Source organism: Novipirellula galeiformis (assembly GCF_007860095.1).
GTDB classification, from domain to species: domain Bacteria; phylum Planctomycetota; class Planctomycetia; order Pirellulales; family Pirellulaceae; genus Novipirellula; species Novipirellula galeiformis.
The window spans coordinates 1-13,641 of the sequence record NZ_SJPT01000019.1; the positions used below are offsets into that span (position 1 = coordinate 1).

Here is a 13,641-nt window from a genome sequence, read left to right on the forward strand (position 1 = left end):
CCATCGATCAAGAACACACGCCGGTCACCCCATGTCGGCGCCGTCGAGTTAACGATCGACGACGCGACACGCTCTTGGAACCAATGAGCTGCCTTCAAGCTGAGCCGATGCCGTGCATCGCTGTAACCGCTTTTGGTGCCACCCACCAAAATTTGACAGGTGACGCGTTCGCCGGGTCTAATGGCAGTAGTCGATTCGTCCCTCGAAGTCTCGGAGGTGTCCGATGACGCGACCGCCTCGTGCCGAACAATTCACGCCCGATGAAGTGTGTGTCGTCCATGCTGTACAGCGTTGTGTTCGACGCGCCTACCTAGCGGGTGTCGACGCGGCCACCGGGAAAGATTATTCCTGTCGCCGCGAGTGGATTCGCAGGCGAATGGAAGCATTGGCCTCGGTCCTCGCCATCGACGTGCTTAGCTACGCCGTGATGAGTAGCCATCTGCACCTGATCATCCGCAACCGGCCCGATGTCGTGGCCGATTGGACCGACAGCGAAGTCGCCCTCCGCTGGCTCAAAGTCTTTCCAGGCCGTCGACTCGAAGAACATCTGGCCGAGCCAACCGAAAATGACGTCCAGACGCTCTGCCGCGACAAGGATCGGTTGGCCACCATCCGGCGACGTCTGTCGGACATCTCATGGTTCATGCGAGCGCTCTCTGAGCCGATTGCCCGCAGGGCCAACAAGGTTGACGAGTGCACTGGTCATTTTTGGGAGGGACGTTTTAAAGCTCAACGGATCGTCGACGAGGCCGGACTGTTGGCCTGTAGTATGTACGTCGACCTGAACCCGGTTAGAGCTGCGATGGCCGATTCCCCCGACCATTCACCCCACACCTCCGCATTCGACCGCATCGAAGCGGGAAAGGGCAAGAGAATCGAATCGGCGGCCTTTGATTTGCAACCAATTCCCACAGCGGAGGCAGCGAAGCAGCTCAGGGAAACACCGCTTGACGAACGGCGTCAGCAGCGACGAGCCAAACGTCGTAGTCCTACTGGACGCAATATGCTTCGCGACGCGTGGCTTGCTCCTTTGACGCTCCAGCCGAGCACGCTTTCAACCGATCCACAGACACACACTGCAGGGTTTCGCAGCAGCGATCGCGGTTTTCTGAGTCTGTCTATTGGGGACTACTTGCGTCTGTTGCGCTGGACCGCCCGCCAGGGCGTCGGCGGGAAGAAAGTCCCAGCGGGGCTGGCGCGAACGCTGACCGCGCTAGGCATTGATGCGTCGATGTGGCGTGACTTGGTTTGGCGCTGGAAGCAGTACTTCGGTAGATCGTCCTGTGTGGGGCGGCCTGAGTCGATGCGAGCCGATGCGGCGCGAACGAAGCACCAATGGCATCGTGGCCAAGCGAGTGCATCGACTTGTTTCGTTTGATCGGTCGCGTGTTGTGGCAGCCACGGACGTCACTGCTCCGGTGCATTCGTAGGACGGTGTCGGCGTTTCGGCGACATGTCCCTTCAGTGCAAGCGGCCCGGCGGCTGTTTTTATCACCCAACGCGAGCTCCTGGTATGTAGAGTCGCTGTGAATTATTGCAAGCAATAGGGGATGGAGCGCCCAGTGCGCGTTCTTATTTGGTGGGTGGCACGAATGGCATTTGGTGGATGGCACGAATGGCACGAATGGCACGAATGGCAGCACGAATGGCACACTAGCCGCAAGCGTCAGCGAGGTGCGCGGAGGAAGAAAGGCACGGTCCTGGAAATCTTCCTGTCGTCGCGCGGTCGGATAAAACGCGGAGAACAAGTGTCGGTCGTTGACTCCGCGTCCTTCGCTGCTCTGCATTTCAAGCTTTCGTTCCCCAGCACGCCCCAGCGGGTTCGAGCTCGTGGGGTGATCCCAAGTGTCGCGGAGTTGACGCCACCCACAAAAATCTTGCTAGCGCGAGCAAGTCAAGCTAGCAAAGCGATCGTTGGGGTAAAAAATTTGGTGGGTGGCACCAATCGGAAGGTGGTGGGTGGCACCAATCCGAAAGTGAAATTGGGGCAGTCGGCATGCCGACTGCCCCAATCGATTAACTGTGTCGCTGAGAATCGGGGCAACGCCCGACGTCTATGCGGCCATTTTTTTATCGGCAATTACCGCTTGCGCAGCCAGCACCGGTTTGCATCACGGGCGCGGAAACTTGGATCGCGTTGTTGCTCACGCCGCTCGTTGGGTAGCGGTTGACCGTGGTAGAGGAGCCGCAGCCGGAGCCGCAGCTGCCGCTGGAATAGACAGCTGCGTTAGAATAGGTGGTTCCGCACGAGCTGCTTGGTTGGCGATAGTGCACGGCCGATCGGCGAGAGGACGAGCACCGTCGCTGCGTGCTGGCACAGCTCCAGTGCGAGCTGCTCGGATAGGAACGCACGACCGTGGTGCTGGCCGGATAGCTCTGCTGCGTCATCGACTGGCTGTATTGGGCCGGTGCGGCCGAGCTGTAGGTCACCACCGGGGAGCTGGCTCCACCGCAATTGGTGCAGCCGCTTCCTGTGGCCATTTGTGCCTGGGCAACGGATGACAGGGATACTCCGCATGCGACGGCGAATGCCATCGCGAGAGAGCGAGTCAGGAATCGAGGCGAACGAGGGTTCAAAAACATCAAGTGTTTTCCATGGGGAGAAAAGGTAGAGACGCGAGGAGGACAGTCCTTGGATTGCGCGCCTGCCAGTGTGAATGAGCACCTGCCGCCCGAGTCCGCCACGGTGCCGCCAATTAATCCACAAAACCGGAAAAAACGGACGTCGCCGTGGGCGCGACGGGGCGTCTCGCCCCCCCCGGAGAAAAGCATTGCGTTTGTACCCAGGGCATTTGCGCCAAGGGCGTTACGGAAGCTTTCTAGTCCAAAGTGATGAGCGTTTCTTGGGGGCTGGATCCTTAGTCGTTGCATCCACCTGCGTCCCTGCGGCAGCACTCGCCCGCTGGCCAGCGATCATGGATCGAGGGAATTAAACGACGCGGCCAGGTGATCGCAAGGACTGCAGCCGATTATGGCAAGTGCTGATGAATCGAAGCTTTGCGGTCGCCAGCGTTTTTCCTGAGGCGAGGGGCGGTGCCCTTCGAGATGCGGTGCTGCCGCCAAGCGTTCTTGAATCAATCCAAGGGGGGCGATGGCCCACGAAGAGAATCAGGGGGAAGTTGGCGCACGAAAAAAGCCGCGTTAAGCGGCTCGTGCGTTCCCCCCGTAGGGAAGAAGAATGGGCGTTGAGGGACTCGAACCCCCGACCCTCTCGGTGTAAACGAGATGCTCTAGCCAACTGAGCTAAACGCCCCAATCTTGACAATGCCAGAGGACGGATTGGCTGGCCGTCCTCCTCAGATAGACTATCGGCTTAGTAAACGGGTTCGGCGAGAACGACGCTCGGCTCGCAGGCGGTTACGACGATTGGTTTCGCTAGGCTTTTCGTAGTACTCACGACGACGCATCTCTTTCTTGATGCCACTTCGCTCGACTAACTTGCGGAATCGACGTACTGCCTCCTGAATCGTTTCACGGTCACGAACCACTAACTTTACCATTTTGTCTCCGATTTCATCGCTATCTTTCTAACTCCCCATCTGGCCGAGGAAATGTCAAATACGAAATGTAAGTGTTGATTTCGCTAGCGGTTACCAGCGAAGTGCGGAAGTTTACCCACCTAGTAACCCAAATGGCAATGCCCATCACTCGAAAAAGCAAACCTTTTTCAGCCAAGTGACCGAAAACTCACCAAACGGCGACATTTTGCCGCGATCACACCCCGCCAACCACGGCGGGTGAACTCTAATCTATCGGCAATGGACGCGGTTTTGAATTGGCTAAGAGGCCGTTTCATCGGAAATTGTTGGCAATCGTTACGGAGGACGGAGCGATGACGCGGGAAAGCACGCTGCGATTGTGTTTTACCAATACTTTTCTCCGCTGAATTCTCAGCGGCATATTCTCCGCGGCATGAGGCGAAATGGTGCCCGAGTCGCTACCGATTTGGCGGAGCTGGCCCGCAGGGGGGGCTGGTCGATGGGGAACTCTGGCCCTACGGGTTGCCCCGACAGGTTGGGGGAATCGACGGCTTGAGAGAAATCACAGTCTCCGACTTCGCCGTTTCTGTTATCGCCGTTTCCATCATCGCAGCCGATTGCCTGAGTGGTTGGCCTATGAGTGGCTGGCCTGTGAGTAGTTGGCCTGTGAGTAGTTGGCCTCTGAGTAGTTGGCTCTTGGGCGGTACTGATCGCCTGATCCGATCGCCCGGAATATCCGGCAAAGTTTGCCTCGCTTTGCCGACGGGAGTAACCGGCACGCGGTTCGTGAATGCGGTTGCGTTTGGCCGATGCTTCGCACTGTCACCCAATCACTCGCAACGCTTCTCGTTTGCAGTGTTCCGGTAGTGGCTCTCGCTTTCTCGCCTGTCTTGCATCGACTCCCTCGTACCAGTGTGCTTTTGCCATGTCGCCGACTCCCACCTCTAGCGTCGATACAATGGAACCCGGCCAGCTTCTCAATGAGCTCGAGCGGCGCCAGGACGAAGTGTTGGCAGAGCTCGATGCGCTCGATGCAAAACTGAGTGCCGTATTGCGCGGGCTGGGCGTCACACTGGACGACGAAATCGATCAAGAATTGCTGTAATCGATGTACTTGAGCTGCTGGTAAAGCATTTCGACGCGCTGCATCGTGTACCCCGCTTTTTGGGCCGCCAAGACGGGGTTGCCCAGGATCGCTTCGGCTTCCATCGGTCGTTTGTTCAGGTAATCCAGTCGCATACTACTGTCGTACGGCGCCATTTTGCGAGTTTGCTCGAGGGTGGTCTCGATGAACTTTGTGGGGATATCGACCCCACAGGCTGCGGCAGCCTGGTGCACTTCGTTGACGATCGATTCAGCCATCGCACTGGCGTGCGGATTGTCCATGATCTGTTTGGTCGACGCGTTCAGGATCACTGACAGACTGTTGAAAGGAATGTTCCACAGCAGTTTTCGCCAGCGGACCATGGCGAGGTCGCCGGAGAACTCGGTGGGGATGCCCGCGGAGTTGAGGTCGTCGCAAATTTGCTGGCCAATTTTACCCACGCTCTCGTCCTGGCCCACGCTCTCGCCCTGGCCTGCGGTCTCGCCCTGCCCCACGCTCTCGTCATGATCGAGGCGTGAGTTGGCCGAGGAGGCCTGGGCGAAGTACTTGCCAAATACGATCTTGCCGTGGTCGATATGGCGAATGTGGCCTGGGCCGACTTTGTTGCTGCATAAAAAGCAGCAGCCTCCGAAAACCCGTTCGGGGCCTACGACTTTGGCCGAATCCTGCTCGACGTTCAGCCCGTTTTGTAGCACGAGCACGGTTCCGCCGTCGCGTGTCGGGGGCGGCAACAGTTCGGCGAGCAGGTGATTTTGAGTCGTTTTCAGCCCGACCAGGGTGACGTCACAGGCTGGCATGGTCGCCGCAGTGGCGTGCACGTGAAGATCACGCAGGTGAAAATCCCCCCAAATGCTCTCGACCTTTAGCCCATGCTCGGTGACATGCTGAAAGTCGCTGTGCAGAAGGAAGTGGACCTCGAAACCTTGCCGAGCCAACATGCCTCCGTAGAGTCCGCCGAGGGCACCAGCACCAATGATTGCGTAGCGTTGCTTGTTCATAACGTGCAGGTTAACGAAACGATCGCAAGCTTGGCAATTGAGGTGTGTTGGATCCCAGCCGCCCGCCTTATCAGCGTTCCTACCGACCAGTCGCCCGCCCGACCAGCCGCCTGGGCCGCACGACGGATGGATTGGGCTGTATTGCCCCCCCGGATTGTGCGCCGAGTCGCCGATGCAGAAGGGCCGAGGCAAAAGGGCCGATGGAAGGCTACGGAACCCGCAGGTGACTTTACAAACCGGTTGAGTGGCCAGTCGCGTGGCCGGTTGTCTGGTTCGTAGCAGACAATCAGGTGCTCTTGCGCTAGAATGGGAGCGTCGCAGGCGTGTTCCCTTCCCATAACGAGTCGCATTGATGCTGACAAATACAGTTTTGCTAATCTTGCTGAGCGTGATTCCGGTGCGTGTTACGACGTCCGATGGCGATGCGTTCAAAGGCGACTTTGCAGGCATGGGCTCTGGCGAGTTGCGAATGCAGGTGGCGGGGGAAGCACAGACGTTTTCGTTTGATGGTCTGTCGCTGCTGATGCCCGAGCAGGTTCCCGAAGAGACCGGACCGACGATGCGGGTGATGTTGTCGTCAGGCTCCGTGATTGCGGCTCAAGATTTGTCGCTCGAGGACGAGACGTTGACGATCGAGCCTCGGCGGCAAGCAACCTTACAGGTGCCGATCAAACAGGTGCGGGCGATTCGGTTTCGCGCGGCTACCGCGGCGGTGAACCCCGCTTGGTTGGCAAAGCTCGAAGATAATCGACGCGGTGATACGCTCGCGATCCGGCGCGAAGGCGACAAGCTTGACTTTATCGAAGGGGTCGTGACCGCAATTTCATCCGAGTCGGTGCGTGTCGAGATTGATGGAGACGAGATCGAGGCACCGCTTGCCCGGCTCGAAGGCGTTATCTTTGGGGGAACGTCGGTCGCCACTAACCCAGGCGACATCCAAATCGTTGATACCTACGGATCCCGTTGGTCGGTCGCCTCGTTACTGCCGAGCGAAGCGGACGAGCCGTTGAAGTTGAAGCTGGCCGACTCGATCGCACACACGTTGCCGATGGATCAAGTCGAGTCGATTCGCTGGACCGGGGGATTGTCGCTCTTGGCAACGCTCCAGCCCGCAAGCGTCTCGCACACCGAATTCATTGAGACGAAGCTCGATCGCGGCATGTTGAAAGCGTGGTTCGACCCCAAGGCCGATTCGGAAACGGGACAAGATTTGTTGATGTACGGCCGCTCGACGATCGAATATCGCATCGACGAAGGATTTAAAACGTTTGCTGCAGGCGTGCGTCGCGATGGATCGGTCAGTAAAGCAAATGATGCGATCGTGCGTGTCTATGTCGACGACAAAATGCTGTGGGAGGAAACGGTCCAAGGCGATCGCCCGCTCGGGCTCGAGTTGTCGGTCGCGGAGGGCAGTCGATTAAAGATCGAAGTGGATCCCGGTTCACAGGGAGACCTTGGTGGCACGATTCGGATCGTGCGACCAAGATTCTTGCGATAGTCGCAGTTCGACCGACTGCGGGAAATCGCAGCGAGTTTTGTGTCTCGCCGCATCGCGGTGAGCGCGGCGAGGAGGCGGGGAAGAGTGGCAAAGCGTGTGATGAACGCGACGTCTCGAAAAAAGATGAACATGTTAGGGAATTCGATCGTGAGCGATGCTGTAATGAGAACCGAATCCGTGCTGTCTAACCGGCCGGCGAAGCTGCTTCTTGGCTTGCTCGTTTGGGGCTGCAGTTCGCTGTGCGTGCTTTTCGCGGCGGAGGCTGCTGAGGGCCCGCTGAAGCTATCGCCGCTGCTCGCCGAGGCCGAAGAGCAACGGATCCAGGGGATCGAGCGGGCCATGCCGTCGACCGTGTGTGTGTTTGTGCCGGGCGGGGGCGGAGGGGGAAGCGGAGTTTTGATTTCACCCGATGGGTACGCGCTGACGAACTTTCACGTTTCCAGCCCAGCGGGAAACTACATGCGGTGCGGGTTAAGCGATGGCAATATCTATGACGCCGTGATCATCGGCATCGACCCGGTCGGCGATTTGGCGCTGATTCGTTTACTCGGTCGAGATGATTTTCCCTACGCCGAAATTGCCGACAGCCGTAAAGCCAAGGCTGGCGATTGGTGCATGGTGATCGGGAACCCGTTTCTGTTGGCCTCGAATCTTCAGCCCACTGTCACGTGGGGCATTCTTAGCGGCGTCAGCCGATATCAATATCCCTCGGGAACGTTGTTGGAGTATGCCGATTGTTTGCAAACCGATGCGTCGATCAACCCGGGCAACTCGGGTGGCCCGCTCTACTCGGCCGATGGACGCTTGCTTGGCATTGTCGGTCGCGCTTCGTTCGAAAAACGAGGGCGTGTGAACGTTGGGGTCGGTTATGCGATCAGCATCAATCAAGCAATGAACTTTCTGGGGTATTTGCACAGCGGCCGCATCGTGGATCATGCCACGCTCGGTGCGACCGTGGCGACGGACAGCGAAGGGGGAGTGCGAGTTTCGAATATCTTGGAATCCAGTGACGCCTATCGACGTGGGTTGCGCTATTCGGCGGAGATCATCGAGATCGATGGTCGCGTGGTACACACGGCAAACGATGTCCAGAACGTGCTCGCGACGTTGCCGAGTGGTTGGCGCGTGAAAATTGTCTATCGCAACGAAGGTCAAACCGTCCACACCTTGGTTCGATTGCGAAGCGTCCACGGGCAAGATGAATTGCTGACCAAGATGGCCGGCGCGATGCCCCCGCCGCCACCTCGTGAGGTGCCTAAGAAAGGCGGCGATGACGAAGATGGAGAATCGACGCCAGGCGATCACCCCGGTGCGAAGAGTGGCGCGGGCGATGTGCCTGCGGCCGTACTGGCGGTCTACGAAGAGCGACGCGGATTTGCCAACTACTTTGCCAATCAGCAGAAACAGAACGATTTTATCGGTGGCTTAAGGACTCAGTTTCCTCGCGGCGCCGCGGGAGATTCGGTCGCTTGGTCGATCAAAGGCAAAACACCCGATGGCCAAGAAGTCTTCATCTATGTTTCAGATCAGCGTTTGTCGATGGTGGTCGGCGAGACGCCAATCGAAGCGGTGACGAAGATGGATCTTTACGACAGCGTCGAAGGGAGGTCGTTCGCCGGCGCCCTGCCTGCACTCGATGCCTGGCGACGGATGTTGGCGAAGGGGCCCAAGAAATTTGGCGAAACGGTTTATTGGGGCACAATGCCACTCGCAGGCGAGCGGCCGCTGCGCGATTGCGTCGTGGGCAGCGACGGCGAGTTTGAGATCCGCTGGATGACGCACCCCAGCAGCAAATTGATCGAGTGTGTCGAGGTGTTTGCCGATCGAGACGAGGATCCCGCTGAGTTGTGGGTCGTTCGCGACTCGGATGATCCCGCTAACATGCCTGCGGGATTGGAGATTCGCTACGGGATCGATTCGGTCTTTCAAATGAAAGTCGATTCATGGGAGGCCCTCGAGGAGCAAAAGTCCGCTGAGGACGCAGGCGATGCAAGCGACAAAAAACGTGACGCGGCGGACAAAGCATCCAGCGACGACACGACAGCGAAACAGAATCAATCGGAGACGCAAGGTTGAGTACGAATCGAATAAGTCGCATGCTTGCGATCGGATGTTTCATTGGGTTGTTCGTCTCGACGGCGGTTGCGGAACCATCGTTGGACCAAGCGGCTAGCCATGCGCAAAAGCGCGTGGTGAAGATCTACGGCGCCGGTGGCTTGGCGGGGTTAGAGGCGTATCAAAGTGGTTTCCTGGTGTCTCCGGTGGGGCACATCGCCACGGCGTGGAGTTACGTGTTGGATGTTTCGCCCACGGTGATTCTCGATGACGGGCGTCGTTTCGATGCCGAGATCGTCGGTTTTGAGCCGTCATTGGAATTGGCGGTGTTGAAGATCGATGCGTCCGAGTTGCCCTATTTCGAAGTCGGCCAGGACTCGGTGGCCCAGTGGGGCGACCCGGTGATCGCGGTCAGCAATTTGTTTGGCATTGCCACGGGCCGAGAACCGGCCAGTGTGATGCAAGGCAGCGTGGCGGCTGAGACGACGCTCGATGCGCGGCGGGGAACCTTCAAAACGCCGTATCGCGGCAAGGTTTTGATTCTGGACCTGGTGGCAAATAACCCTGGCGCGGCCGGAGGAGCCCTGGTCAATGTAGACGGAGCACTCGTGGGCATGTTGGGCAAAGAACTGCGTGATGCCTCGACCGGCGTTTGGCTTAACTATGCGTTGCCGGCATCCGCGTTTCGTAAAACAATCGGTGACATTATCGCCGGGCGGTTGGTTCAGCGCGCCGACGATAGCGAACCGATGTTGCCGCGAGACCAATCGCATACGTTGGCGACGTTGGGCTTGGTGATGGTGCCCGATGTGCTCGAGTTGACCCCTGCGTTTGTGGATGATGTCGTCGTCGGAAGTTGGGCCTCGCGGGCTGAGGTGCGGGTGGATGATTTGATTCTCCTGTTGAATGGCCGCCGCGTGGAAAGCCAACGATCCCTACGAACTCTGCTTCGCTCGATCGATCGCCGCGACCCCGTTGAGCTAACGATTCAGCGGGGTTCGCAAATCATCCCTGTCACGCTTCGCGCTAAGTGATTGATTTTCCTTTTTAACGTCCTGTGGATTCAATGGCGAAATTCTTGAACGTACGAAGTCTAAACGAGCGATCCAGGGCAACCCGGTTTGGCTGCCGAAGCAATCCATTTTGGCGTGCTGGGGCCCGTTGTCTGAGGACGCGTTGCTTGGCGCTCCGATGCCAGACGACGCGTTGCTTGGAGACGCTTGTCAGTGGTCGGCGGCCGCCTCGATCGCGTTGGGTCGCAATATCGATGGTTCACGTTGCATCGCTTTTCCTGATCGCGGGGACGGTTTCCGGGCAAACGCTGGCAGAGGATGGGGAGTATCGTCGGGCGATGGCTGAGGCGGTTCGAGCGACCGCCAATCACGTGCTGCCGTCGGTGGTCGTTGTCGAAGTGATTGGTGCCAGCGGCAGTGCTAATGGTGAGGTGCAACAGGATGCACCGACCAGTGGCGTGATTGTGGATGAAGAGGGCTATATTCTCGCTTCGAGCATCGTCGTGCGTCGCGCCTCGGCCAGTATCTTGGTCGTACTGCCCGATGGCACGCGTCATGCCGCTGAAGCGGTTGCCAAGGACGAGCATCGCGACTTGGTGCTGCTGCGGATCAAGACGGATACCAAGTTGAATGCGATCGCATTGCCCGATCAAATCAACGTGCGGACGGGGCAAACCGCAGTTGCCGTTGCACGCTACGGAATCGATGCCTCGCCGCTGATCAGTCGCGGGGTGATGAGCGGAAACGATCGGCTCGATGGCATCGCGTTGCAAGCCGACGCGCGCGTCTCGGCTTCGTTTTACGGGGGCGTGCTCGTCGATCTGTATGGCAATCCGTTGGGGATTCTGATTCCCGCCGTTGCCGAAGGCGGAGCCGAGGCGGACACGGATTGGTACGACTCGGGTATCGCTTTTGCTATCCCTTTGGATCGGGTCAAAAAGAATCTGGCTCGCATGCGAGCGGGCAACGATATCAAAAAAGGCTTGATTGGGATCGTTTCGAAAAGCAAAGATCCGTACGAAAACCAGACCGAACTTGCCGCCATTCGTCTGCGTTCGCCCGCCGAGGCTGCGGGATTGAAGGCCGGGGACAAGGTGCGATCGGTCAATGGAAGCAAGGTCCAGCGGTATCAAGACGTGCGTTTGTTATTGGGCCGGTACGATGCGGGCGACTCGATCTCGATCGAGGTCGATCGAGAAGGCGAGATCATCACGTTTGACGTTACTTTGGCCGATTCCATTCCACCGCTCAAGCCGCAGCGGTTGGGAGTGATCGCGATCGATACCACGCCCGAGTCTGCTAAGGCCTCCGATGCCCCTAAAGCCAATGCGGACAACGCTCCTGCTGCCGAATCCAAGGATGGCAAACAAACCACACGGGTTGTCGTCAGTGAATCCATCGCAGGGACTCCAGCGGACGGGAAGCTGCGGGCCGGTGACGTGCTCGAAAAGATTGGGGCATTCGAGATTGATGATGTCGAGTCACTGCGGCGACAAATGATTTCGGCTGAGCCGGGCAAGGTGATTGAGTTGACGGTGCGTCGAGCAGGTGCCAAGGATGGGGATGCCAGTGAAACGATTTCGTTGACCCCCGAGTCGATCGACAACGCGATCGTGACGGCCATCCCGAAAGCGTGGAGCGATGCGGGCGGCAAGTGGTCGATCAATGAACTGAAGCTTCCCGATGCCGCGAACGTGGCCGCCGTGTTGGCGCCGGAGGCCGACGAGTCGTTGACGCGAATGGGGTTGATGGTGTTGTTAATGAACCCCGGCGAATCCGCTCCGCAGGAAGTGTTGCAGTCATGGAGTGAGGTTGCCGAGAAGACCGGAGTGGTGGTCTGTGCGGTAGCGGCCGAGGACAACAAGCGGTGGCAGCCGAAGGAAATCGAAGTGATTGGCCGTTTGGTGGCCTCGATCCAAAAGTCATCGGCAATCGCGCCATTGGCGGTTGCCGTGGTCGCTCCCGGAGCGATTTCGGGAGTAAAAGCGGAGGCCTCCGACTCGATGGCACTGGCGGTCGCGATCTCGGCGAGTCGAACGTTTTATGGGGTTGCCGTGGCAGCGGAAACACGGCCACCGGCGGTTCGATTGCGGGAAAACGATGCCGAAGCATCGCTGCAGATCATGTTGCCGATCGGCAAGGACGTCGAGCTACCCTCCTGGGCGCCCACGCTACAAAAATCGGGTTACCCGGTAATTCGAGGAGGCGACGTCGACCGGGAAACATTGCTGCGCTGGGTGCGTTTGTTGCAAGCGGTGTAGTTCGCTCCCCGGTATCGAGCGTGGACGTTGAGCGAGGACGTCGCGCGTGCCCCTGATGGTACCGCGATGCGTGCGATGACTGCATCGTTACGACTGCCCTGCTATCCGCAGCGTTATGCCTGCAGCGCGGAACGCAATTGATCCGCGATTTTAGGAACGTGATCGTACGGGGCTTCCTCTTCGTATTCGAGCACGACGAACCCTTGGTAACCGCCGTCTCTTAAAATCTTGCCGATCCGTTCCAAGTCCGCGGGGCTCTTTTTGCCCGTGGGCGACTTCATCATCGTTTTGACTTGAATGTTGACCGCGTAAGGCACGCACCGCTGGATATCCGCATAGGGATCGTCCGAGTTGAAGTTGCCGGTGTCAAGATTCATGCCGATCCATGGATTGTTGACTTCTTTCATGATCGTCAAACACTGCTCGGCGGTCAGTTGGCCATGATTTTCGACGCCAAGGTAAATGCCTTTCGATGCGGCGTGTTTGGCACATTTCTCCAACGCTTCGATCGCATCGACCATTCGTTCGGGTTGCTCATCAATCTGTTTCCGAGTGCCTGCGAAGAAGCGGATGTGGGGCGCGCCGAGAATCGCGGCGTTGTCGATCCAAGTCATCGCGTCTTCAATTTGACGCTCCAGCTTGGGCCCTTTGCCAACCGTAAAGTCGTTGCCGATCGCGGTGCCCGAGATTGCGACGCCTCGCTCAAAGGCTTTTCGCTTCAGTTCGAGAAAGTAGTCGGCCGTAGGGTTGGGCTCGAAAAAATAGCTTGTCAATTCGGCAGCGTCGAATCCATGGACGGCGCAGTAGTTGAGGAACGCCCCCATGTCCATTGCCGCTCCGCCGGTCGCAGGCGTTTGAGCTCCCTTTCTCGTGAACGAAAAGTAGCTGCGGAACGAGTAGGCAGCCAAGCCGAGCTGGAATCGCGGTGGGCCGGTTCGGGCAATCGGTTCGCGTGCTGTCGAGCGGAGTGCAAGTGAATTGCAGGCGAGCGAAACGCTGGTTCCCGCTGCCAATACGTTTTGAATAAAGTGGCGTCGCTTCATGGATTCGTCTCGGGATCAGTGGGGCGTTGAAAAAGTGTGCCGGTTTAGAAGGAGAAGCAGGCGAGGTGGTTGTGATTGATTGCCGCCATCCACTTCGTCTCTCACCCAACGATTATAGTTCGGATGGTGGCAACGCGCGTGCCAGGGCCAAGGTTTAGGCCGGGACTTGGGCCCGGGCTTCCCGCATGG

The 13,641-nt window shown here is 58.3% G+C and carries 10 protein-coding genes and 1 tRNA gene; 6 read left to right on the forward strand and 5 right to left on the reverse strand.

From position 1 onward, the window contains the following. Nucleotides 1–223 precede the first annotated feature (223 nt). Entirely contained in the window at nucleotides 224–1,378 is a 1,155-nt protein-coding gene (locus Pla52o_RS25935) for a hypothetical protein (protein ID WP_146597553.1), read from the forward strand. A gap of 692 nt (nucleotides 1,379–2,070) precedes the next feature. On the opposite strand, the gene Pla52o_RS25940 is transcribed toward Pla52o_RS25935, so the two are convergent. From Pla52o_RS25940 to rpsU, 3 genes are all read right to left on the reverse strand, one after another. After that, entirely contained in the window at nucleotides 2,071–2,583 is a 513-nt protein-coding gene (locus Pla52o_RS25940; protein ID WP_146597554.1) for a hypothetical protein, read from the reverse strand. Nucleotides 2,584–3,179: 596 nt separating this feature from the next. After that, nucleotides 3,180–3,253, reverse strand: a tRNA-Val gene (locus Pla52o_RS25945). Nucleotides 3,254–3,305: 52 nt separating this feature from the next. Continuing rightward, nucleotides 3,306–3,500: a 30S ribosomal protein S21 gene (gene rpsU, locus Pla52o_RS25950; protein WP_081614312.1), complete on the reverse strand. Its 195-nt coding sequence runs from the start codon at nucleotides 3,498–3,500 to the stop codon at nucleotides 3,306–3,308. Between the two features lie 904 nt (nucleotides 3,501–4,404). Between rpsU and Pla52o_RS25955 the strand changes: the two genes are divergently transcribed. Next, the gene (locus Pla52o_RS25955; RefSeq protein ID WP_146597555.1) at nucleotides 4,405–4,584 is read left to right on the forward strand and encodes a hypothetical protein; all 180 of its coding nucleotides are present in this window, start codon (nucleotides 4,405–4,407) and stop codon (nucleotides 4,582–4,584) included. Here Pla52o_RS25955 and Pla52o_RS25960 read toward each other — a convergent pair. After that, nucleotides 4,569–5,582, reverse strand: coding sequence for a 2-dehydropantoate 2-reductase (locus tag Pla52o_RS25960; protein ID WP_146597556.1), 1,014 nt, complete (start codon nucleotides 5,580–5,582; stop codon nucleotides 4,569–4,571). The two genes, Pla52o_RS25955 and Pla52o_RS25960, sit on opposite strands and share 16 nt — an antisense overlap. A 352-nt stretch (nucleotides 5,583–5,934) precedes the next feature. Between Pla52o_RS25960 and Pla52o_RS25965 the strand changes: the two genes are divergently transcribed. From Pla52o_RS25965 to Pla52o_RS25980, 4 genes are all read left to right on the forward strand, one after another. Next, nucleotides 5,935–7,080: an NPCBM/NEW2 domain-containing protein gene (locus Pla52o_RS25965; RefSeq protein WP_146597557.1), complete on the forward strand. Its 1,146-nt coding sequence runs from the start codon at nucleotides 5,935–5,937 to the stop codon at nucleotides 7,078–7,080. A gap of 162 nt (nucleotides 7,081–7,242) precedes the next feature. Continuing rightward, entirely contained in the window at nucleotides 7,243–9,156 is a 1,914-nt protein-coding gene (locus Pla52o_RS25970) for a S1C family serine protease (RefSeq protein WP_146597558.1), read from the forward strand. Nucleotides 9,157–9,176: 20 nt separating this feature from the next. Then, nucleotides 9,177–10,169, forward strand: a complete 993-nt coding sequence (locus Pla52o_RS25975) for a S1C family serine protease (RefSeq protein ID WP_146597559.1) — start codon at nucleotides 9,177–9,179, stop codon at nucleotides 10,167–10,169. 233 nt (nucleotides 10,170–10,402) lie between these two features. Then, nucleotides 10,403–12,409 (forward strand): PDZ domain-containing protein, encoded by a 2,007-nt coding sequence (locus Pla52o_RS25980; RefSeq protein WP_197169542.1) that lies wholly within the window; start codon nucleotides 10,403–10,405, stop codon nucleotides 12,407–12,409. Nucleotides 12,410–12,522: 113 nt separating this feature from the next. Here Pla52o_RS25980 and Pla52o_RS25985 read toward each other — a convergent pair whose 3' ends face one another. Next, nucleotides 12,523–13,452 (reverse strand): sugar phosphate isomerase/epimerase family protein, encoded by a 930-nt coding sequence (locus Pla52o_RS25985; RefSeq protein ID WP_146597561.1) that lies wholly within the window; start codon nucleotides 13,450–13,452, stop codon nucleotides 12,523–12,525. Nucleotides 13,453–13,641 lie beyond the last annotated feature (189 nt).

Coding starts and splice junctions, on each gene's coding strand:
- Pla52o_RS25965 (WP_146597557.1), top strand. CDS start 5,935: ATGCTGACAAATACAGTTTTGCTAATCTTGCTGAGCGTGATTCCGGTG.
- Pla52o_RS25985 (WP_146597561.1), bottom strand. CDS start 13,452: ATGAAGCGACGCCACTTTATTCAAAACGTATTGGCAGCGGGAACCAGC.
- Pla52o_RS25975 (WP_146597559.1), top strand. CDS start 9,177: ATGCTTGCGATCGGATGTTTCATTGGGTTGTTCGTCTCGACGGCGGTT.
- Pla52o_RS25935 (WP_146597553.1), top strand. CDS start 224: ATGACGCGACCGCCTCGTGCCGAACAATTCACGCCCGATGAAGTGTGT.
- Pla52o_RS25970 (WP_146597558.1), top strand. CDS start 7,243: ATGAGAACCGAATCCGTGCTGTCTAACCGGCCGGCGAAGCTGCTTCTT.
- Pla52o_RS25980 (WP_197169542.1), top strand. CDS start 10,403: ATGGTTCACGTTGCATCGCTTTTCCTGATCGCGGGGACGGTTTCCGGG.
- Pla52o_RS25960 (WP_146597556.1), bottom strand. CDS start 5,582: ATGAACAAGCAACGCTACGCAATCATTGGTGCTGGTGCCCTCGGCGGA.
- rpsU (WP_081614312.1), bottom strand. CDS start 3,500: ATGGTAAAGTTAGTGGTTCGTGACCGTGAAACGATTCAGGAGGCAGTA.
- Pla52o_RS25955 (WP_146597555.1), top strand. CDS start 4,405: ATGTCGCCGACTCCCACCTCTAGCGTCGATACAATGGAACCCGGCCAG.
- Pla52o_RS25940 (WP_146597554.1), bottom strand. CDS start 2,583: ATGTTTTTGAACCCTCGTTCGCCTCGATTCCTGACTCGCTCTCTCGCG.